An 18,596-nucleotide genomic window follows, 5' to 3' on the forward strand; every position below is an offset into this window, starting at 1 on the left:
CGCTTGCGCCACAGGTCGATCTGCCAGAGCCGGTCGCGGGCGGCGTTGTAGCCCTGCAGGAAGAAGGCGTCGCGGGCGCTGGCCGCATAGATGTGCGGGATGCCCCAATGGTCGACGACCATCTGCGCCGGGGCGTTCAACCCCGCCACGCTCCAGGTCTCGCGCTTCACCGCCGTGGAGGCGGGCTCCTGCGCCGCCGCGGCGCCGGCCAGGCCAGCCACCGCGAGCACCAGAAGCATCGCCTTGCCGAACCTGCTCATCGCGCTTCCCCCGACTTACACATGTGAAGAGTTGACGACAGATCGCGTCTTTCGTCCACGCGGTCTTGCGGGCGCCCCCTTCTTGCAAGCAAAGGAGGGGCACGGTTTAGATTGCCGCCCTATCGAAAAGGAGACCGCCATGATCGGCTACGCCACCATCGGAACCAACGACCTCGAAAAGGCGAAGGTCTTCTACGACGCGGTGCTGGAGCCGCTGGGCGGGCGGCGCACCTTCGCCAACGGCGAGCGGATGCAGTTCTACGGCAGCAAGGAGACGCCCGGCATGATCGCCATCTCCAAGCCCTATGACGAAAAGCCGGCGACGGTGGGCAACGGCTCGATGTTCGGCCTGCCCGCGGCCACCAAGGAACAGGTCGACGCCACCCACGCCGCCGCCATCGCCGCCGGCGCCACCTGCGACGGCCCGCCCGGCCAGCGCCTGCCGACCTTCTACGGCGCCTACTTCCGCGACCTGGACGGCAACAAGGTCTGCGTCTTCAAGATGGGCTAGGGCCGCTTCGCCCCCGCCGGCGTGGGTGTGACCCGCCAGACGATGCCGCCCACGTCGTCGGCGACCAGGAGGGCGCCGGTCCGGTCGACGGCGACGCCGACCGGGCGGCCCTGGATCTTGTCGTGCTTGTCGAGGAAGCCGGTCAGGAAGGCCTGGGGCGCGTTCTGTGGCTGGCCGTTGGCGAAGGGGATGAACACCACCTGGTAGCCGTTGAGCGGCTTGCGGTTCCATGACCCGTGCTGGCCGATGAAGGCGCAGCCCCGGTACGACATCGGGAAGGCCGCGCCGGTGTAGAAGGTCAGGCCCAGCGAAGCGGTGTGGGCGCCCAGGCCGAAGTCCGGCGCGATGGCCTTGGCGACCATTTCAGGGTTTGCGGGCTTGGCGCGGACGTCGACGTTGTGGCCGTAGTAGCTCCAGGGCCAGCCGTAGAAGGCGCCGTCCTTGACGCTGGTCAGGAAGTCGGGCGGCAGGTCATTGCCGATCTCGTCGCGCTCGTTGGAGACCGTCCACATGACGTGCGTCGTCGGCTCGAAGTCGATGCCGTTGGGGTTGCGGATGCCGCTGGCGAAGATCCGCGTCTTGCCGGTCGCGAGGTCATATTCCCAGATCGCCGCGCGGCCGGTCTCGTTCTCCAGCCCGTTCTCGCCGACGTTCGAGTTGGAGCCCACGGTGGCGTAGAGCTTGGTCCTGTCGGGGCTGGCGACGACGTTCTTGGTCCAGTGGTGGTTGATTGGCCCGCCCGGCAGGTCGAAGACCTTCTGGCCGGTCCCGGTCTCGCTGGTCTGGCCGTCGGCGTAGGGGAAGCTGACGACGCCATCGCTGTTGGCGACGTAGAGGTTGGCGCCCACCAAGGTCATGCCGAACGGCTGCTTCAGCCCCTGGGCGAACAGCATCCGGCTCTCGGCCACGCCGTCGCCGTCAGCGTCGCGCAACAGGAAGATCTTGTTCGGGCTGGGCTTCGACGAGCCCACACTGGCCATCAGGTGCTTCTGAAACCAGCCCTTGACGCCCTTGTTCGTGACGTCCGCCGGACTGGGCTCCGAGGCGGATTCCGAGACGAGCACATCACCGTTCGGCAGCACGTAGAGCCAGCGCGGATGGTCGAGGCCCTCGGCGTAGCGGGCGACGGTGAAGCCAGGCGGCGCCTTGGGCGCGCCGTCCGCCGCCCAGCCCACGACCTTCGGGATGCCGACCGTAGGGATCAGCGCCTTGGCGGGCTTCGGCAGCGGCGGGTTGGGGCCATAGCCGGCCCAATGGTCCGGCGAGCCGGCGGGCATGCAGGCGGAAAGCGTCAGGGCCGCGAGCGTCGAGGCGGCGAAAAGGGTGGCTTTTGTCATCGGCGTTTCGTCTCCCTGCGGCCAGCATAGCCCAAGCTTGCGCTGGCGTGTTGCCTGCCGCCGCGAAAGGCGTCCAAGCTGGCCTTCAGGGAGATGCGACATGGACCTGAGCGAAACCTCCGAAATGGCGGCGTTCCGGGGTGAGGTGAGGAGCTTCCTCGACGCTCACAAGGGCGACTTCGCCGGCGGGGCGGCCAAGGACGTGCAGGCCTGGCAGCGCGAGCTGATCGCGGCGGGCTATGCGGCGCGGACGATCCCGCGCGAGTACGGCGGCTATGGCGCGCAGCCCGATATCCTGAAGTCGCGGATCATCGCCGAGGAGTTCATCGCCGCCGGCGCGCCGCGCGCCATGGCCGGGCAGGGAATCTCTATGCTGGTCCCAACCCTGCTGGAGGTGGGCTCAGAGGCGCAGAAGCAGCGCTGGATCGCGCCGACGCTGCGCGGCGAAATCCTCTGGTGCCAGGGCTATTCGGAGCCGGGCGCGGGGTCCGATCTCGCCAACCTGCAGACCAAGGCGGTGGAGGACGGCGACGACTTCATCATCTCCGGCAGCAAGATCTGGACGAGCACCGCGCACCTGGCCCAGATGATGTTCTGCCTGGTGCGCACCGAGCCGCAGGCCGCCAAGCACGAGGGCATCTCCTACATCCTGTTCCCGATGGACACGCCGGGGATCGAAGTGCGACCACTGAAGACCATGACCGGCGGTTCGGAGTTCAACGAGGTGTTCTTCACCGACGTCCGTGTGCCGCAGAGCGCGGTGGTCGGCGGACGCGGTCGCGGCTGGTTCGTGGCCAATACGACGCTCAAGCACGAGCGCGGCATGCTAGGCGATCCCAATGCGGCAGAAGCGCGGCTCAACGCTCTGATCGAGCTGATGAAAACCGAAACCGTGGACGGCCTGAGGGTGATCGACAATCCGGTGTTCCGGGATCGGCTGATGCAGCTTCAGGGTCGGGTCTTGTCGATGAAATTCAATGGGCTGAGGCTGCTGACCTCACAGATCACGCTAGAACCGGCGGGACTGGCGGCGATGATCGTCAAACTGCAGGGCTGTGAGCTCAATCACCAGCTGGCGGCGCTGGCGATCGATGCGCTGGGCGAGCTCGGCATCCTCTATACGGACGGGCCGCACCTGCGCGCCAAGGGCCGCTGGCAGTGGAACTACATGTTCGATCTGGGCCTGATCATCGGCGGCGGCACGGCGCAGATCCAGAAGAACATCATCTCCGAGCGCGGCCTGGGGATGCCGCGCGAGCCGAAGCCGGCGGCGGCCTGAACCATGGATTTCGCGCTCACCCAGGACCAGAAGCTGATGCAGGAGAGCCTGGCCCGCACGCTCGCCGACGCCAGCTCGCTGGACCGCGTCCGCAGGTTCGCCGGCGACCTCACCGACAAGGGCGGCGACATCTGGCAGGCGTTGGCCGACTTCGGCCTCATGGGCGTCGTGGTCCCGGAAGAGCATGGGGGCCTTGGCCTGACGATGCTGGACGCGGCCTTGGCGTCGGAGGCGCTGGGCGCGGCGGTGGCGCCGGTGGCGTTCATGGGGGTGGTGCTGGGGCCGCTGGCCCTGATGCGCGGCGGGACGGCGGCGCAGCAGGCCGAATGGCTGCCGAAGCTGGCCTCGGGCGCCGTGATGGCGGCCGCGGCGATCTCCGAGCCGATCGCCGGGGCGCGGGACGGCGCGGGCGTAGCGGCGAAAGACGGCGAACTCACCGGCAAGGCGTTGTTCGTCCCGGGCGGCCTGGCGGCGGGGCTGCTGATCGTCGCCGACACCGCCGGCGGCCTGCATCTGGTGCGGGGCGACGCTGCGGGGCTGACGCGCAGTCTGATGCCCGGGATCGACGAGACGCGGCGGCTGGCGGAACTCAGCTTCGACAACACGCCCGCCGAGCCGCTCGCCGGCGGGCCGGAATTGCTCGCCGCCCTGCGCGACGCCGGCTGGGTGCTGGTGGCCGCCGACAGCCTGGGCGCGGCGCAGGTGATGCTCGACAAGGCGGTCGCCTACGCCAAGGAGCGCCGTCAGTTCGACCGGGTCATCGGCTCGTTCCAGGCGGTGAAGCACATGTGCGCCGAGATGGCCGCCGAGCTCGAGCCGTGCCGATCGCTGGTCTGGTACGCGGCCTACGCCTTCGACGCCGCGCCTGCCGAAGCCTCGCTGATGGCGGCGCACGCCAAGGCGCTGACCAGCGAAGTCGGCCGCTTCGTGGCCCGCACGGCCACCGAGGCGCACGGCGGCATGGGGATCACCGACCTCCTGGGCCTGCACTTCTGGTTCAAGCGCCTGGGGCTGAACCGCCAGTTGCTGGGCGGGCCCGAGCGGGTGCGCGAGATCGCAGCAAGGCTGCAGGGGCTGGCCGCGTGAGGCGGCGCGGCGCTGCGGCCGGCGCGCTCGCGCTCCTGGTCCTCACCGGTTCGGCGACGGCGGCGCCCTACCACGCCCCGCGCACGACCTATGGCGCGCCGGACCTGCAGGGCGACTGGAACAACCTCAGCCTCACGCGCCTGGAGCGGCCCAAGGAGTTCAAAGGCCCGGTCGCGACCGAGGCGGAGGCCGCCGCGCAGGTCGTGAGATTCCACAACGTCCTGGATGGGAAAAAGCCCCTGCCGGCGTCGGGCGCGAACAACGCCGCGCCGCCACCCGACACCGACGACGTCGGTCAGGCCCCCAGCGAATTCCCCGACCGCGACGTCCAGCTGCTGAAGATCCGCGGCCAGTACCGCAGCTCGATCCTGGTCGAGCCGGCGGACGGCAAGATCGTCTACACGGACAAGGGCAAGGCCCTGGTGAAGGCCGCCGAGGACAGCGACGACCACGATTTCAGCGGGCCGGAAACCCGCCTGCCGGACGAGCGCTGCATCGACGGCACCGCCAGCTCCACCGGGCCGCCGATGATCGGCGAGCCGCAGAACGCCAACTACAAGATCGTCCAGACCAGGGGCGAGATCGCCATCCTGTCGGAGATGATCCACGACGTGCGGATCGTCCACATGGGCGCCAGGCACGCGGCCGTCCCGACGCATCCGCACATGGGCGACTCCATCGGCTGGTGGGAGGGCGAGACGCTGGTCATCGAGACGGTCGACCAGAGCCCGATCAGCGCGCCGCGGTTCGTCGGCCCGACGGTTCTCTATATTTCGCCGCAGGCCAAGGTGACGGAACGGCTGACCCGCATCTCGCCGGGCGAGATCCTCTATGGCTTCACGATCGAGGATCCGACGGTCTTCGCCCATCCCTTGCGCGGCGAGATGGTGCTGCGCGCGACCAAGGCGCGGCAGTACGAGTACGCCTGCCACGAGGGAAACTATGCCCTGGCGAACATCCTGGCCGGCGCACGGGCGACGGAGCGGGCCGCGGCGGGCAGCGGCGCGGCCGACGCCAAGTAGCCATCGCCGGCTTGCGCGGCGCCGGGGGCGTCATGATAGTGGCGGTGGGGCCGCGTCGTTGGAACGAGAAATCATGCGCAAACTCTTCATTCCGCTCCTGGTCTGCCTGCTCGCGGCGGGGGCGGCCTCAGCCCAGCCCGGCGGTGGCCGCGGGCGCGGCGGCGGCGGGCCGCCGCCTTCAGCGCCGAAGAAGCGGCCGGTCACGCCGGAATTCATCGGCGTCGTGAAGTCGATCGATGCGGCCACCGGGCGGCTGACGATCAGCTACGACCCGGTCGAGGTGATCAACTGGCCGGCTGGAACCCAGCCGTTCCCGGTCGCCAAGTCGGCCATGCTGGAGGGCGTGACGGTGGGCGAAAAGGTGCGCTTCACGCTGGACAGCGGCGAGATCGCGACCCTGAAGCCGTTCTAGCCTCGCCTAGGCATGGATGGGCGGGATGCGCTGGGCCCAGGGCGCGGCGGCTTCCAGCTCATAGGCCAATTCCAACAGCATGCGCTCCTGACCGGCGCGGGCGGCGAACTGAGTCCCGATAGGGAGGCCGGCGGGAGTCCAGTAGAGCGGCACGCTCATGGCCGGCGCGCCGACGATGTTGTGGATCGGCGTGTAGCCGACGTACTCGATGAGCCGCGCGATCAGGGTGTCGAAGGGGACGAGCGGCCCGACCTCGCCCAGCAGCGGCGGGCCTGACGACAGCACCGGCGAGAGCACCACGTCGAACTGATAGGCGGCAAACCAGGTGTCGTAGGCCAGCGCATTAGCCTGCAGGCGCTGCAGCACCGGACCCATGGCCGCCGGTCCGGCCTTGCGGGCCATCTCCACCAGGCCAAGGCTGAAGGGCTCCAGGTCCCGGCTGTCCGGCGCGCGGCCGATCAGGCCGGCGAGCCGGTCGTGGATTCTCTGCGCGCCGTTCGCCCAGAACAGCAGGAAGTCCTGCATGAACTGCCCGCCGTCATAGGGCAGGTGGACATCGTCGACATGGTGGCCGAGGCTGGCGACCAGCTTGGCGGCGTGCTCGTTGGCCGCCACGACCTCCGGCTGCGGGCTGTGGCCCGCCGCGTTTTCCAGCAGGACGCCGACCCGCAGTCGCCGCTTGGCGGAGCCGGTCACCAGGCCGGCCGGCGGGTATGGCGCGCGCGGCGCGGCGCTCTCGGTCAGCGCGAACAGGGCGGCGGAGTCCCGCACCGTGCGGGAGACGATGTTCTCCACGCCGAAGTCCAGGATCGTGTGCTCGGTCTCCGTGCCGACGATGCGGCCCCGCGAGGGCTTGAGGCCAACCAGACCGCAGTGCGACGAGGGGATGCGGATCGAGCCGCCGCCGTCGGTCGCGTGCGCCACGGGCACGATGCCGGCCGCCACCGCCACCGCCGAGCCGCCTGACGAGCCGCCGGATGAGCGCGTGAGGTCCCAGGGATTGTGCGTCAGGCCGGTCGCCAACGGCTCGGTGGTCGGCAGGAAGCCGAACTCCGGCGTCGCCGACTTGCCAAGCGTCACCAGGCCCGCGCGGTCGAAGGCGTCGATATTGGCGCCTTGCGTCTTGGGCATCGGTGCGTCGCGGCCCGACTGCGAGCCGCTGCGGGTCGGCAGGCCCTTGTAGTCCGCCAGGTCCTTGACCAGGAATGGCACGCCGGCGAACGGCCCGGGCGGCGGACCGGCCTTGGCCTTGGCGAGCGCCCGGTCGAAGTCGGAATTGACGATGACGTTGAGCGTGCCCTGCAGCGCCTCGCAGCGGCGGATGGCGGTCTCCACGGCCTCGGCGGCGGAGAGCCGGCCGGCGCGGATGTCGGCGGCCATGGCCGTGGCGTCGGGCCAGGGCGAAGCGGGCGGCGTCGCGGGCGCAGCGCCTGGCGTGGGCGCAGCAAGGGCGCGGCTTGCGGCGAACGCGGCCGGGAGGGCGGCCAGGGCGGCGCGGCGGGTGATCCTGGTCATGGCGACTCTTTCCTTCGCCGCCAGCTTGGCCGCCTAAAGCCTCCCGGGCAATGAAAGGCCGGCTAGTTGGACTTGCCCACGTGCTCCGGTTTTCCCTTCCGCTTGGTGTGGGCCATCTTTTCCAGCTCCTTTTCGCTCATCGACATCATCGATTTCGAGGCGCCCTGAAGCTTGGATTTCGGCGTGGCGCCGCGTTTGGCGGAGAGCGCGGCGCCGGCGGCCTTCTGCTGGGCGGCGGACTTGGCGGGCATGGATGTTCCTCCTCGGGTTGACGGGCGATCAACCCGCGAGGGGCGCTGCGGTTTCCCGCCCCGGCTCAGCGCGCGGCGCGCGGCCGGAAGTCCTGGTCCGGATAGGGCGAACCGACGGGCGACTTGATGACCACCTCGGGATGCTCGAGGCTCTTGTGGCAGGCGTTGCAGCCGTGGGTCGCCTGGGCGTAGGCGCGGGTGAAGGCGGCGGCGTCGCGGGCCTTGATCGCCGCGTCCAGGGCGTCGAGCGGGGCCTTCATGTTGTTGGCCGCGGCGCCGGCGATGTCGTTGTCCCGGTAGACGGGGATGGTCTTGGCGACGCGATCGAAGGCGTGGCGCAGCTCGCTGGCCTCATAGGCCGCATAGGTCCAGTTGCGCGCCTGCCCGGCGAGGCCGAGCTTGGTGTGGCGCGGCTGCACCGCCATGGTCATCAGGTCCCCCATGCTGGGGTGGTAGTCGACCAGCGGCGGCGCGGGCGCGGCCCGGGCGGCGGCGGTCAGGGTGGCGGCGAGCGCGAAGGCGAGGACGAGGCGGTGGGTCATGGCGCGACGATAGCCCGGGACGCCGGCGGCGCAACCACGGCGCCTCCCTCTCGCCACGAAGGGCGTATTAGGGTCTAACAGCGCAGCTGCGGATGGAACCCCGATGAAGCCTTCGCCGATCCTGATGGTCGCCTTCGCCGGCGCGCTCTTCGCGGGCGCGGCGCGGGCTCAGACCCATACGCCGTCTCTCTTCGATCTGCATCTGGCCCCGGCCAGCCATGCGCCCGTCGCCGCGGCGCCGGTTGCCCGGCCCGCCGGCGTGGCGGCCAAGGCGACGCCCGATCTCGCCGACCCGCTGGACCCGCTGGCCCGGCCCAAACTCGTGGCCGGCAGCCTGGACAGCGAGGTTTTCGCGACCACCGCCGTCGACCGCAAGTTCGGCAAGCGTGACGATCTCACCGGATCGTTGGGCCTGCTGTGCGGCCGCCAGCCGGAGCACACCGAGAGCGGCGGCGCGGCGGCCTACGGCTCTGACCCGCACGGCCGCTTCGTCGGCGCGAAGCTGAGCCTGGCGTTCTAAGGCAGCTTCCGGCGCCAGACGCCGTCGCCGACCAGCTCGAAGCCGTTGTCCTTGTAGACATTGCGCACCGGCGTGTTGCGCGAGGTCTCGATGATCCGCGCGGTGAGCTCAGCGTGATCGGCGCTGAGCGCATCGAGGATGAACTGCAGAAAGGCGTGCTCGACGCCAAGGCCCAGGACCCGGCAGCTGAGCGCGAGGCCCAGGATCTCGCCGCCTTCGATCACCGCCGCGCCGGTCAGGCCGTGGTCGCCGAAGCGGTCGGAGACCTGCACCGCGAAGACCGCCCCGCCACGGCCGATCAGCCCGTCGAGCTCGGCGGCGGTGAACTTGGCGCCGGTGGCGTTGAACTGGGTGGTGCGCTTGAAGAGCTCCTCGACCCGGTCGAGGGCCGGTGAGCCGGGCTCAAGGCGCGCGATATTGGTCTCAACGTTCAGTGAGGCCAGGAAGCTCTCGCGGTCCGGAGCATCGGCCTGGGTCCTTTGGCGGGCGAGCTGGGCCTGGGTCATGGCGGTCCGCTGCGCCGCGTCCTGCGTGACCCGCGGGACCTGCAGGCGCGGGTCGGTCAGCAGCCGCCGCCGCAGGCTGAACAGCTCCTCGCCCCAGACCTCGACCGCGGGCAGCCGCTGGCGGACGTTCTCGCGCTCCACCGGGTTGTCGTCGATGAACAGGAAGGCGTCGAGGGCGAAGCCGAGCTCGTCGGCGATGGAAGCGATGTTCTCGACCTTGTCGGTCCAGTTGACCCGCCAGGTGACGAAGTCGTCGGGGGTCAGCAGGCGTTCGCGGGGATAGTGGTCCTCGTAGGTCCAGAGTTCGCGGACCGTCGCCTCGTCGTTCTTGCTGACGCAGGCCAGCAGGACGCCGCGCGCCTTCAGCGCCAGCAGCGCCTCGTGCAGGCCGAAGAACAGGCCGATGTAGGAGAAGGGCCCGCTGATCTCCGGCGTCCAGGCAAACGGCGTCCCGGTCTCGGCCAGCACGCCCGGCCACAGCACCCCGTCGAGGTCGACGATGACGCACTTCTTGCGCCCGAGGCCGGTGACCACCTGCAGGGCGTCCAGGTGCGCCTTGGCCATCACCGCCTCGCGGCCATAGGGGTCGCCGCCGATCGCCTGGGCGAGCGGCGCGGTGTCGGGGAAGATGCCATGCACAGCGGCCCGCTCGTCGTCCGGCCGCTGCAGCATCCAGCCGGGCGAGCCGAAATGGGCGAAGCCCACTTGGCCGTCATCCAGCAGCCGCTCCGCGCCGACCGCCGCGAGCGCCGCGGCGGTATCGACCACATGGACGTCCGGGTAGTTCTCCGCCAGGTCGGAGAGCAGCACATTGGCCAGGCGGAAGCGGTTGCGGTGCCCATAGCCGCCGCGGTCGGCCATGCCGAGCGGCTGCACGGTCGGCTCGGGCAGGTTGTCGATCAGGATCGGCGCGGCGCTGTGCTCGCGCAGGCCCTCGATGATGTCGCGCGCCTGGGCGATGTAGGGCGTGGCGGGCGGCGCGAAGTTATCGGCCTGCAGCGGGTCGGTGATGGCGTAGCGGGCCGAAAGCGCGCCGATCAGGATGGCGTCGTGCTTACGCTCGGCGGCGAGGCGCAGGTCGTCGGGAAAGGACGCTGCGATGCGCAGGTCGATGCCGCGCGCCGCGGCCTCGCGGCGCAGGAAGTCAGCCTCCATCTGGATGTCGCAGTCGCCGAACAGCAGCACGTCCAGCCGCGTCCCGCCGCCCGCCAGGTCGCCCAGCGACTGCGCCGCGCCGGCGGACCAGTAGGCCTCGACGCCCGCCTTGGCTTCCCGGCGGAAGCGCTGGAGGGCCTCGTCGGGATCGCGGCCGTAGTAGAGGCCGAGCTCGCGGGTCTGCTCGGCGAGCTCCTCGTCAGGCGTCTTGTCGGTGAGGATGCCGCGCTCGATCAGGGCGGCGAAGCCGGCGGCGCCGGGGCCCTCGGCGTCGACCTCGCGGGGTTCGCGGAAGAACGCGATCATCTGCGCAAGTTCGGCGTCGGCCACCAGGCGCATGTGGGTGATGGCGTGGATCACCAGCACGCGCCCGTCGGCCACCGGCAGCAGGTGGGCGAATTGTGACAGGCGCAGGATCATCGGCAGGCTTCCATCGGCGGACAGGATAGGCCGATTCAGGTTGCGCGCGGGTTTCGGCGCCCGCGCCACGCCTGTCGCGCTCGCCAACCGCGCCGCAGATCGCTAGGCTGTCCTGACTAGGGGTCGTTGTGAACTCCGGGAGGCGGGACGGAACACCATGAAGATCGCATCGATGCTGACGGCCGGACTGGCAGGCGCGGCCCTGCTGAGCGCGGCGGGGGCCGCCGAGGCCAAGGACGTGCTGGGCGTGGCCTGCAAGAGCCCGCCGCCGGTCCATTGTTCGGGCGACGCCTGCCAGGCGGTGCTGGGCGACCCGGGCAATGCGGTCGATCCGAAGACCGGGCGCAAGTTCTGGCTCGACTACCCCTGTGACCTGAAGCCGGGCGACAAGGTCGTCTTCATCCTGAACATCCATGGCGCCGGCTCGATCGGCCAATGGCAGCGCCACTACTTCCCGGCCATGGACTACAAGGACAAGTACAAGCTGGTGGTGGCGACGCCGACCGCGGCGACCTCGCCCAGCCGCGTCCCCGGTCAGCCGGGCGTGCGGGTCTGGGTCCCGGCCGCCGACGACGAGCACCTGCAGAACATCACCACCGAAGTGTTCGAGGCTTTTGGCAAACAGAACATCAAGTCGTTCTGGCTGGCCGGCCATAGCCAGGGCGGGGCGACGAGCCACCGGATCGTCTGTTCCGACTTCTTCAAGGACAAGGTCGACGGCCTGCTCAGCCTGTCGGGCGGCCGGGTCGGGCGGGCCGAGATCAACCCGCGCTTCGGCCCGCCGAAGGCCGACGGCTCGCCGCCGGACCCGCGTCCGCCGGGGACCGGGCTGGGCGCGCCCGCACCGGGCGCCCCGGCGCTGCCCACCTGCCAGTTCAGCCACATCTTCGAGACCGGCGAGCATGAGATCGTCAGCCTGCCGGCCACCTCGCCGCTGGCTGAAGAGTTCGGTTGCGCGGCGCGGGTCGAGGAGAAGGAGATCGCCGACGACCAGCCGGGCTATGTCTGGGACTACGCCCGCCAGGGCTATCCGGTGTGGGGCATGAAGGCCCGGCCCGGCAAGGCCAAGGCGTGGATCTATCCCAAGTGCAAGGGCGGCCGCGTCGTGGCCGACTTCGAGCGGCTGGACAAGGGCCACACCGAGGGCCTGGAGCCGCACGTGACCGAGGCGATCGTCAAGCTGATGGTGGCAGCCCCGGGCGGCAAGGCGCAGCACGCGAGCTGAGGCTTTGGTTGGCGGCGGCGCGCGAAGCACCGCAGTGTAGCGGCCATGTATCCGCGCCACCGCCTCGAAGCCCTGGCTGACGGCATCTTCGGGGTCGCCATGACCCTGCTGGTGCTGGAGATCCGCATACCCGACGGCATGGATCCGAAGACCGACCGCGAGCTGGTCGCCCTGCTGATCAACCTGTGGCCGAAGATCTGGCCCTATATGCTGAGCTTCCTGGTCCTGGGCGTCCGCTGGCGCGAGCTGGTGGCCGAGCGGCCCTCGCAGCACGAGGTCGGCAAGCGCTATGTGAACTGGTCGCTGGCGAACCTGCTGCTGGTGACCTTCGTGCCGTTCTCGACCCTGCTGATCGGCCGCTATGCGTCGCTGGCGCCGGCCATCTGGCTCTATGCGGCCAACCTGGGCGGCATGGCCTTCTGCGCCTGGATGATCGGGCGCGCGGCGCCGAAGGGCGAGCGCTCCGCCGCCGAGGAGACCGCGGGCCTGATCGTCTTCCTGTTCGCCGCCGGGGCGACGGCCGTCCTGGGGTCGTTCCATACCGCCTGGGCGCCCATGGGCTTCATGTTGAACGCGCTGGCGCCGCCGATCGAACGCTACGTCCGCGCGCGAAACGGCGGGCCCGAAATCCGCGACAGCTAGCGGTCCGCGCCGCACGATGCTCTAGTCGCCGGCGCCTTGGGGAGACCTGCGTGACCGACACCGCCATCAAGCCCGCCGCCGCGACCAAGGGCGCGCGCGCCAAGCCGGCGAAACCGGCCTTCCGGCCGTTCATCCCGGCCAATGTCATCCTGCCTGAGTTCACCGTCCTGCACGTGCTGATGGGCGCGTTCCTGGGCGTGATCTTCGGGGCCTCGTCGCTCTACCTGGTGCTGAAGGTCGGCCTGACGGTCTCGGCCTCGATCCCCGTGGCGGTGATCTCGATCACCCTGTTCCGCCTGCTGCAGCGGCTGGGGATCGCCAAGGCGTCCATCTTGCAAAATAATATCGTCCAGACGGCCGGCTCTGCGGGCGAGAGCATCGCCTTTGGCCTGGGCGTCACCATGCCGGCGATCATGATCCTGGGCTTCGACATGGAGATCGCCCGGGTGATGCTGGTGGCGATCCTGGGCGGCCTGCTCGGCATATTGATGATGATCCCGCTGCGCCGCGCCCTGATCGTCGAGCAGCACGGCATTCTGAAATACCCGGAAGGCACGGCCTGCGCCGAGGTGCTGAAGGCCGGGGCGACCCGCGAGGAGCACGAGATCGGCCAGGAGGCCGGCGGCGCGCAGACCGAGGCGGAGGTGGCGCGCGGCGCCCGGACCATCGTCGCGGGCTTCGGCATCGGCCTGGTCTACAAGCTCTGCGAGGGCGTGTTCAAACTCTGGAAGGACACGCCGGAAAAGGTGTTCGCCGCCCCGCTGGCCAAGGCCTCGATCGCCGCGGAGATCTCGCCGGAACTCCTGGGCGTCGGCTACATCATCGGCCCCAGGATCGCCGCGACCATGGCCGCCGGCGGGGTGCTGGCCTACATGGTGCTGATCCCGGCCATCCAGTTCTTCGGCGCGGCGGCGACCGCGATCATCCCGCCCGGCAAGACCCTGATCAGCGCCATGTCGCCGGGCGATATCAGGAGCGCCTACATCCTCTACATCGGCGCCGGCGCGGTGACCGCGGGCGGGCTGATCAGCCTGGCCCGCGCGATGCCGACCATCTGGCGCAGCCTGAAGGCCAGCTTCGGCGATTTCGGCGTCAAGAGCGCCGACGCCGTCCCGGCCTCGGAGCTCCCGCGCACCGACCGCGACCTGTCGATGAAGTGGGTGGCGCTGGGCGTCGTGGTGCTGGTCGCCGGCATCCTGATGGCGCACTCGCTCAGGATGAACATCGCCGGCGCGCTGCTGATCGTCTTGTTCGGCTTCCTGTTCGTGACCGTGTCGTCGCGGCTGACCGGCGAGCTGGGTTCGTCCTCCAATCCGATCAGCGGCATGACGGTGGCGACGCTGCTGCTCACCTGCCTGATCTTCCTGCTGCTCGGCTGGACGGGCCCGACCTACTACGTCACCGCGCTTTCGGTGGGCGGCATCGTCTGCATCGCCGCCTCCAATGGCGGCACCACCTCGCAGGACCTGAAGACCGGCTTCCTGATCGGCTCGACGCCGCGCGCGCAGCAGCTGGCGATCATGGTCGGCGCGCTCGCCTCGGCGATCGCGCTCGGCCCCATCCTGCTGTCGCTGAACCAGGCGGCGACCGTCTATGTGCCGCAGCCGGCCGCCGCCGCGGCGATCACGCCGGCCGCCGCCGCGTCCCTGCCGACCGAGGCGCTCGCCGGGCCGCAGCATGTGCAGGACGCCGGTGTCTATCACGTGTGGCAGAAGGCCGATCCGTCGGGCGGGGCGGCCACCCGCTACCTGGTGCGCAATGACGGGACGCTCGCCTATCTGGTGGATCCGGGCATCAACGGCCATGTGAAGGTCCGCCCCGACGGCACCAGCGTCACCAAGTTCGACGCGCCCAAGGCCACCCTGATGAGCTACATCATCAAGGGCATCCTGAACCGCCAGCTGCCCTGGGCGCTGGTGCTGCTGGGGGTGATGATCGCGGTGGTGCTGGAGATGTGCGCCATCCCCTCGCTCGCCTTCGCGGTCGGGGTCTATCTGCCGGTGTCGTCCTCGCTGCCGATCTTCGTCGGCGGCGCCGTGCGCTGGCTGGTGGACCGGCGAAGCCGCAAGCAGTCGCCCAAGACCAGCGAGGGGGCCGAGACCCTGTCGGAGGCGGAGCTTGCCGCCCAGTCCGACCGCAGCCCCGGCGTTCTGATGGCCTCGGGCTATATCGCCGGCGGCGCGATCGCCGGGATCGGCATCGCGTTTTCGGCTGGTGTGCTCGGGAACTTCGACCGCGACATCACCAAGCTGATGGAAGGCGCCAACCCGGTGTTCAACGGCGCCTGGTCGGACCTGCTCTCCTGCCTGCCGTTCCTGGCGCTGATGGCGCTGCTGTTCAGGGCGGGGTCGGCGAAGAAGATCTAGCCTCGCCGCGCCGCAGGACCAGCCAGGCGACCAGGATCGTGAAGAGGGCGAGGCCGGCGCCGAACTCGGTGGTCAGGTAGAAGGCGCCGTGCCGATTGACCGTCGCCTGGTCGAACACCGACTGGACCAGCAGGTTGTGCGCGGCGTGCAGCATCGCCGCCGGCCAGACGCTGGCCGAGCGCAGCCTCAGCCACGCGTAGAGGAAGGACGAGCTCACCACCATCGTCGCGAAACAGGCGAGCTGGAAGGCGACCGGCGTGCCGGCGGCGTTGTAGTCGGCCAAGACGATCAGCGGGAAATGCCAGGCCGCCCAGATCACGCCCGAGATCAGGGCCGTGTTGCGAAAGGTCGTGACCTTCAGGAGTTCCGGGACCAGCAGGCCGCGCCAGCCGATCTCCTCGCCGAGCGCCCGGCTGATCTTATCGAACAGGCCGACGGTCAGGATCGCGCCCAACGCCGGCAGGACGCCGTCCACGTGCAGGCCATAGGGCAGCACCTCGGACCAGCGGGCGGGAACGAAGTCGGCCAGCCCGGCGCCCCAGGCGATGAGATAGGGCGGCAGGCCGTAAGCCAGCGGCAGGGCCGCGGCGATCCACAGCCACTTGGGGTCCTTCAGGCCAAAGCCGATGCCGGCCAGGCTGCGCTCGGTGACCAGCCGCACGATGATCGCCGACAGCGCCGGCCCGCCCCACATCAAGACCGCCGCCGACTGGCGCCCGGTGAGGCCGTGATGGTGCATGCCGAGGTAGTAGCCGGGCAGGCTGAGGATCGGCACCAGCAGGCAATAGGCGGCGATCTTGCGCCAGGCCGATTGCCGGGGCGTCAGGACGGCGTTCAGTTGCTCATGCTCCCCGTGAACCGGACGGCAGCTTAGCGCGATTTGATACTGGCGGAATTCGAGTCGCGATATATCCCGGTTCACTGATCGCAGGGATGCGCGCCGGGAGTCGGCCTTGAGCGAAAGCGCCAGACGGATCGATGGCTGGAAGGCGATCGCCGCTCACTTCCGGCGCGACCGCAGCACCGTCATGCGCTGGGCCTCAGCGAGCGATTTCCCGGTCCGGCGCGGTCCGGGCGGCAAGGGCGCCTCGGTGTGGGCCTATGCCCACGAACTCGACGCCTGGCTGGCAGGCCTGAGCGGCGGCGCGCCAAGCCCGGAGGCGCTGCAACCCGCGCAGCGCCGGCTTGGGCGCCCGATCCTGGTCGCCGCGGGCCTGTTGGCGGTGGCGGCCATGGGCGTCGGTGCGGCGCTCTACCTCGCGCGCGGCGCCGCCGCGCCGGCGGCGCCGCCGCAAAAGCTGCCCTCGGACCCAGCCGTCGCCGATCTTTACCTCCAGGCCCGCGACGACTGGGCCGCCCGGACGCCCGAGACCCTGCAGAAAGCGATGGCCGAGTTCGGCGAGGTCACCAGCCGAGATCCGGGTTTCGCGCCGGCCTACGCCGGGCTGGCGGATGTCCACCTGCTGACGCGGGAATATGAAGCCGTGCCCGACGCCGTGGCCTATCCCAAGGCCGAAGCCGCGGCGAAGCTCGCCCTGCGCCTCGATCCCCGGAGCGCCGACGCCAACCGCGCCCTAGGCTTCATCGATTTCGGGTGGCGCCACGACATCGCCGCCGCCCGCGTCCATTTCGGGCGATCCCTCCGCGCCGCGCCCAACGACGCCCAGACCCATTTCTGGTTCGGGAACATGCTGATCGGCGTCGGAGATGACGCCGCTGCGCTCGCCGAGTTGCGGACCGCGCGGCGGCTCGATCCGGGCTCGAGCGTGATCGAGGCGGCCTACGCCATGAGCGCCTGGACCATCGATCCCAGCGATGAGACCGTCGCGGCCCTCCGGGCGCTTGCGGCGCGCTATCCGGCCTCCAGCGACGCTCAGCTCTATCTGTCCTGGGGCTATCTCGTCCAAGGCGACGTCGCGGGGTATATCGATCAGAGGCAGAAGTACGCCGCCCTGGCGCACAACCGCTTTCTGAACGACAGGGTGGCGGCCGAGCGGGCGGCCTTGGCCCACGGCGGGGCGAGCGCGGCCCTGGACTTCATCGCCAACGCGCCGCCGGGCAACGATGACGCCTACGAGGTCGAAGCGGAATGGCCGGCGACAGCCGCCGCGATGCTCGGACAACGTAGCCGACTGCTGGCGCTCATGGCGCGAGACGTGGCGATCCACAATCGCTGGAGCACGTGGCGCGCCGGCCAGCCGCGCTTCGACAGATGGCGCGGGGACCGTGCGGTGATGGAAGGCCTGGCGCGACTGCACGCTCTGCCCAAGGCGGCCGGCTAGATTGTAACTCGCGCGCAGGGGGAAAACACCGGTCGCAAATCGTCGCGTTGCGTCGCAAATCGTCGAGGGCCGCCCTCAGCGCCTAGCACAACAGGGCGCTTCCGTAGTCTGACCCGACGCGCACATCGCGGCGTCCTTGGCCGTGGCTGAATGAGTTGGGGTGGTCATGAGCTATCGGTTGATTTCCCGCGGGCTGGCGCTCGCTTCGACGCTCCTCGCAGTGGGAGCCTCTGGGTCGGGCGCGTCGGCGGCGACCATCCAGTACATCTTCACCGTCACCGGTTCGGGTGACTTCAGCAACGACGGCGCGCTGACGTCCTTCACCGGTCTGACAGCCCAGCTCATCGGCTATGGGGACACAACGACCCTGGTCGACGATCCGGGCGTCGCCCGGGTGGTCCATCTGACCTCTGGGACGGTCAGCTATACTGGCGGGCCCCTGGAAGTCCTGACCACCGACGCCGGCGCGACCTTCGCCGTCTTCGAAGGCGCGTCCAACAGCGGCCTGATCGGCAACGGCGACTTCTCATCGGGCATGTTCGGAGGGACCTTCACCCTCTTCAACGGCCTCTTCAGCTCCGCCCTGGCGGGCTACGACGCGGTTTCCAGCACCGGGCCGGTTTCGGTCTCCGCCGTCGATCAGTTCCTCGGCTTCCCCTGGAAGTTCGAGGCGCCGACCAATGCGGCGAACGACTACATCGATTTCTACAGCGTCAGCAGCGCGACCTTCCAGGCAAACCGCGCTGGCTCTGCGGCGCCCGAGCCTGGCGCATGGGCGCTGATGCTGCTGGGTTTCGGCGGGCTGGGCGCCATGCTCCGCCGCCGCCGGGTCGTGCCGGCCTAGTTGATCACCTTTTCGGCGAACCGCTCCATCTCCTCGTACTGCGGGCTCATCTGCAGCAGGAGGAGGTCGAGGCCGGCGGCCTCGTAGGCGGCGATGCGCTGCTTGATCTGTTCGGCCGTGCCGATGAGGTCCGGGCGCAGGCCGCGGTTGGAGACCGAGTACTCGGCGATCTTCATCTCGCGCTCGAGCTGGGTGCCGCTGAGCCACTGGTCGTAGTTGCCAAAGCCCGGGGCGTTGGGGTCCAGGGTGGTGATCCGGGCGACCTCGGCGCGGGCCTCTTCCTCGGTGTCGCGCACGATGGCGTAGGCGGCCATGCCGAAGCTCATCGGCGGCTTGCCGGTCTTCTCCCGGCGCGCGCGCATGTCGGCGATCTTCTCGGCGATCACGTCGGCGGTGTCGCCGTGCATGACATAGGCGTCGC

General features: G+C 69.8%; 19 protein-coding genes. 11 read left to right on the forward strand and 8 right to left on the reverse strand.

Annotated features, from left to right (window positions below):
• Nucleotides 1–260 (reverse strand): penicillin acylase family protein (locus VKQ35_RS17965; protein WP_324364089.1); only part of this gene is annotated, 260 nt, incomplete at its 3' end.
• A gap of 139 nt (nucleotides 261–399) precedes the next feature.
• Between VKQ35_RS17965 and VKQ35_RS17970 the strand changes: the two genes are divergently transcribed.
• Nucleotides 400–771 carry a VOC family protein gene (locus tag VKQ35_RS17970; protein ID WP_324364090.1) on the forward strand — a complete coding sequence of 124 codons (372 nt, stop codon included), beginning with the start codon at nucleotides 400–402 and terminating at the stop codon, nucleotides 769–771.
• Here VKQ35_RS17970 and VKQ35_RS17975 read toward each other — a convergent pair.
• Complete coding sequence (locus VKQ35_RS17975) at nucleotides 768–2,108, reverse strand: sorbosone dehydrogenase family protein (protein ID WP_324364091.1); 1,341 nt, start codon at nucleotides 2,106–2,108, stop codon at nucleotides 768–770. The genes VKQ35_RS17970 and VKQ35_RS17975 overlap by 4 nt on opposite strands.
• Before the next feature lie 100 nt (nucleotides 2,109–2,208).
• On the opposite strand from VKQ35_RS17975, the gene VKQ35_RS17980 reads away from it, so the two are divergent.
• The 4 genes from VKQ35_RS17980 to VKQ35_RS17995 all read left to right on the forward strand — a co-directional run bounded on the left by VKQ35_RS17980 (nucleotide 2,209) and on the right by VKQ35_RS17995 (nucleotide 5,907).
• Nucleotides 2,209–3,387: an acyl-CoA dehydrogenase family protein gene (locus VKQ35_RS17980; protein WP_324364092.1), complete on the forward strand. Its 1,179-nt coding sequence runs from the start codon at nucleotides 2,209–2,211 to the stop codon at nucleotides 3,385–3,387.
• Nucleotides 3,388–3,390: 3 nt separating this feature from the next.
• Nucleotides 3,391–4,473 carry an acyl-CoA dehydrogenase family protein gene (locus tag VKQ35_RS17985; protein WP_324364093.1) on the forward strand — a complete coding sequence of 361 codons (1,083 nt, stop codon included), beginning with the start codon at nucleotides 3,391–3,393 and terminating at the stop codon, nucleotides 4,471–4,473.
• Nucleotides 4,470–5,495, forward strand: coding sequence for a hypothetical protein (locus tag VKQ35_RS17990; protein WP_324364094.1), 1,026 nt, complete (start codon nucleotides 4,470–4,472; stop codon nucleotides 5,493–5,495). Before VKQ35_RS17985 ends, VKQ35_RS17990 begins: the two co-directional genes overlap by 4 nt.
• Nucleotides 5,496–5,568: 73 nt before the next feature.
• Nucleotides 5,569–5,907 (forward strand): copper-binding protein, encoded by a 339-nt coding sequence (locus tag VKQ35_RS17995; RefSeq protein WP_324364095.1) that lies wholly within the window; start codon nucleotides 5,569–5,571, stop codon nucleotides 5,905–5,907.
• 6 nt (nucleotides 5,908–5,913) lie between these two features.
• Here the strand turns inward: VKQ35_RS17995 and VKQ35_RS18000 are convergent, their stop codons facing one another.
• The 3 genes from VKQ35_RS18000 to VKQ35_RS18010 form a co-directional block, all read right to left on the reverse strand.
• Nucleotides 5,914–7,422: an amidase gene (locus VKQ35_RS18000; protein ID WP_324364096.1), complete on the reverse strand. Its 1,509-nt coding sequence runs from the start codon at nucleotides 7,420–7,422 to the stop codon at nucleotides 5,914–5,916.
• Nucleotides 7,423–7,484: 62 nt separating this feature from the next.
• Complete coding sequence (locus VKQ35_RS18005) at nucleotides 7,485–7,673, reverse strand: DUF3008 family protein (protein WP_324364097.1); 189 nt, start codon at nucleotides 7,671–7,673, stop codon at nucleotides 7,485–7,487.
• Between the two features lie 65 nt (nucleotides 7,674–7,738).
• Nucleotides 7,739–8,215: a hypothetical protein gene (locus VKQ35_RS18010; RefSeq protein WP_324364098.1), complete on the reverse strand. Its 477-nt coding sequence runs from the start codon at nucleotides 8,213–8,215 to the stop codon at nucleotides 7,739–7,741.
• Between the two features lie 103 nt (nucleotides 8,216–8,318).
• On the opposite strand from VKQ35_RS18010, the gene VKQ35_RS18015 reads away from it, so the two are divergent.
• Nucleotides 8,319–8,735 (forward strand): hypothetical protein, encoded by a 417-nt coding sequence (locus VKQ35_RS18015; RefSeq protein WP_324364099.1) that lies wholly within the window; start codon nucleotides 8,319–8,321, stop codon nucleotides 8,733–8,735.
• Here the strand turns inward: VKQ35_RS18015 and VKQ35_RS18020 are convergent.
• Nucleotides 8,732–10,816: an HAD-IIIC family phosphatase gene (locus tag VKQ35_RS18020; RefSeq protein WP_324364100.1), complete on the reverse strand. Its 2,085-nt coding sequence runs from the start codon at nucleotides 10,814–10,816 to the stop codon at nucleotides 8,732–8,734. The two genes, VKQ35_RS18015 and VKQ35_RS18020, sit on opposite strands and share 4 nt — an antisense overlap.
• A 157-nt stretch (nucleotides 10,817–10,973) precedes the next feature.
• Between VKQ35_RS18020 and VKQ35_RS18025 the strand changes: the two genes are divergently transcribed.
• From VKQ35_RS18025 to VKQ35_RS18035, 3 genes are read left to right on the forward strand one after another with little or no spacing between them, the layout of a single operon-like run.
• Entirely contained in the window at nucleotides 10,974–12,041 is a 1,068-nt protein-coding gene (locus VKQ35_RS18025; protein WP_324364101.1) for a hypothetical protein, read from the forward strand.
• A 45-nt stretch (nucleotides 12,042–12,086) separates the two neighbouring features.
• A complete protein-coding gene (locus tag VKQ35_RS18030) occupies nucleotides 12,087–12,683 on the forward strand; it encodes a TMEM175 family protein (RefSeq protein ID WP_324364102.1) in 597 nt (198 codons plus the stop codon).
• 50 nt (nucleotides 12,684–12,733) lie between these two features.
• The gene (locus VKQ35_RS18035) at nucleotides 12,734–15,049 is read left to right on the forward strand and encodes an OPT family oligopeptide transporter (RefSeq protein WP_324364103.1); all 2,316 of its coding nucleotides are present in this window, start codon (nucleotides 12,734–12,736) and stop codon (nucleotides 15,047–15,049) included.
• Here the strand turns inward: VKQ35_RS18035 and VKQ35_RS18040 are convergent.
• Nucleotides 15,021–15,971, reverse strand: a complete 951-nt coding sequence (locus VKQ35_RS18040; RefSeq protein ID WP_324364104.1) for a CPBP family intramembrane glutamic endopeptidase — start codon at nucleotides 15,969–15,971, stop codon at nucleotides 15,021–15,023. The genes VKQ35_RS18035 and VKQ35_RS18040 overlap by 29 nt on opposite strands.
• A gap of 31 nt (nucleotides 15,972–16,002) precedes the next feature.
• On the opposite strand from VKQ35_RS18040, the gene VKQ35_RS18045 reads away from it, so the two are divergent.
• Both VKQ35_RS18045 and VKQ35_RS18050 read left to right on the forward strand, forming a co-directional pair.
• Nucleotides 16,003–17,331 carry a hypothetical protein gene (locus VKQ35_RS18045; RefSeq protein ID WP_324364105.1) on the forward strand — a complete coding sequence of 443 codons (1,329 nt, stop codon included), beginning with the start codon at nucleotides 16,003–16,005 and terminating at the stop codon, nucleotides 17,329–17,331.
• A 166-nt stretch (nucleotides 17,332–17,497) separates the two neighbouring features.
• Nucleotides 17,498–18,175: a PEP-CTERM sorting domain-containing protein gene (locus VKQ35_RS18050; RefSeq protein WP_324364106.1), complete on the forward strand. Its 678-nt coding sequence runs from the start codon at nucleotides 17,498–17,500 to the stop codon at nucleotides 18,173–18,175.
• On the opposite strand, the gene VKQ35_RS18055 is transcribed toward VKQ35_RS18050, so the two are convergent.
• Nucleotides 18,172–18,596: LLM class flavin-dependent oxidoreductase (locus VKQ35_RS18055; protein WP_324364107.1), on the reverse strand; the 425-nt coding region annotated here is incomplete at its 5' end. The two genes, VKQ35_RS18050 and VKQ35_RS18055, sit on opposite strands and share 4 nt — an antisense overlap.

Origin of the sequence: Phenylobacterium sp., from assembly GCF_035309685.1 — a bacterium.
Taxonomy (GTDB): Bacteria; Pseudomonadota; Alphaproteobacteria; order Caulobacterales; family Caulobacteraceae; genus Phenylobacterium.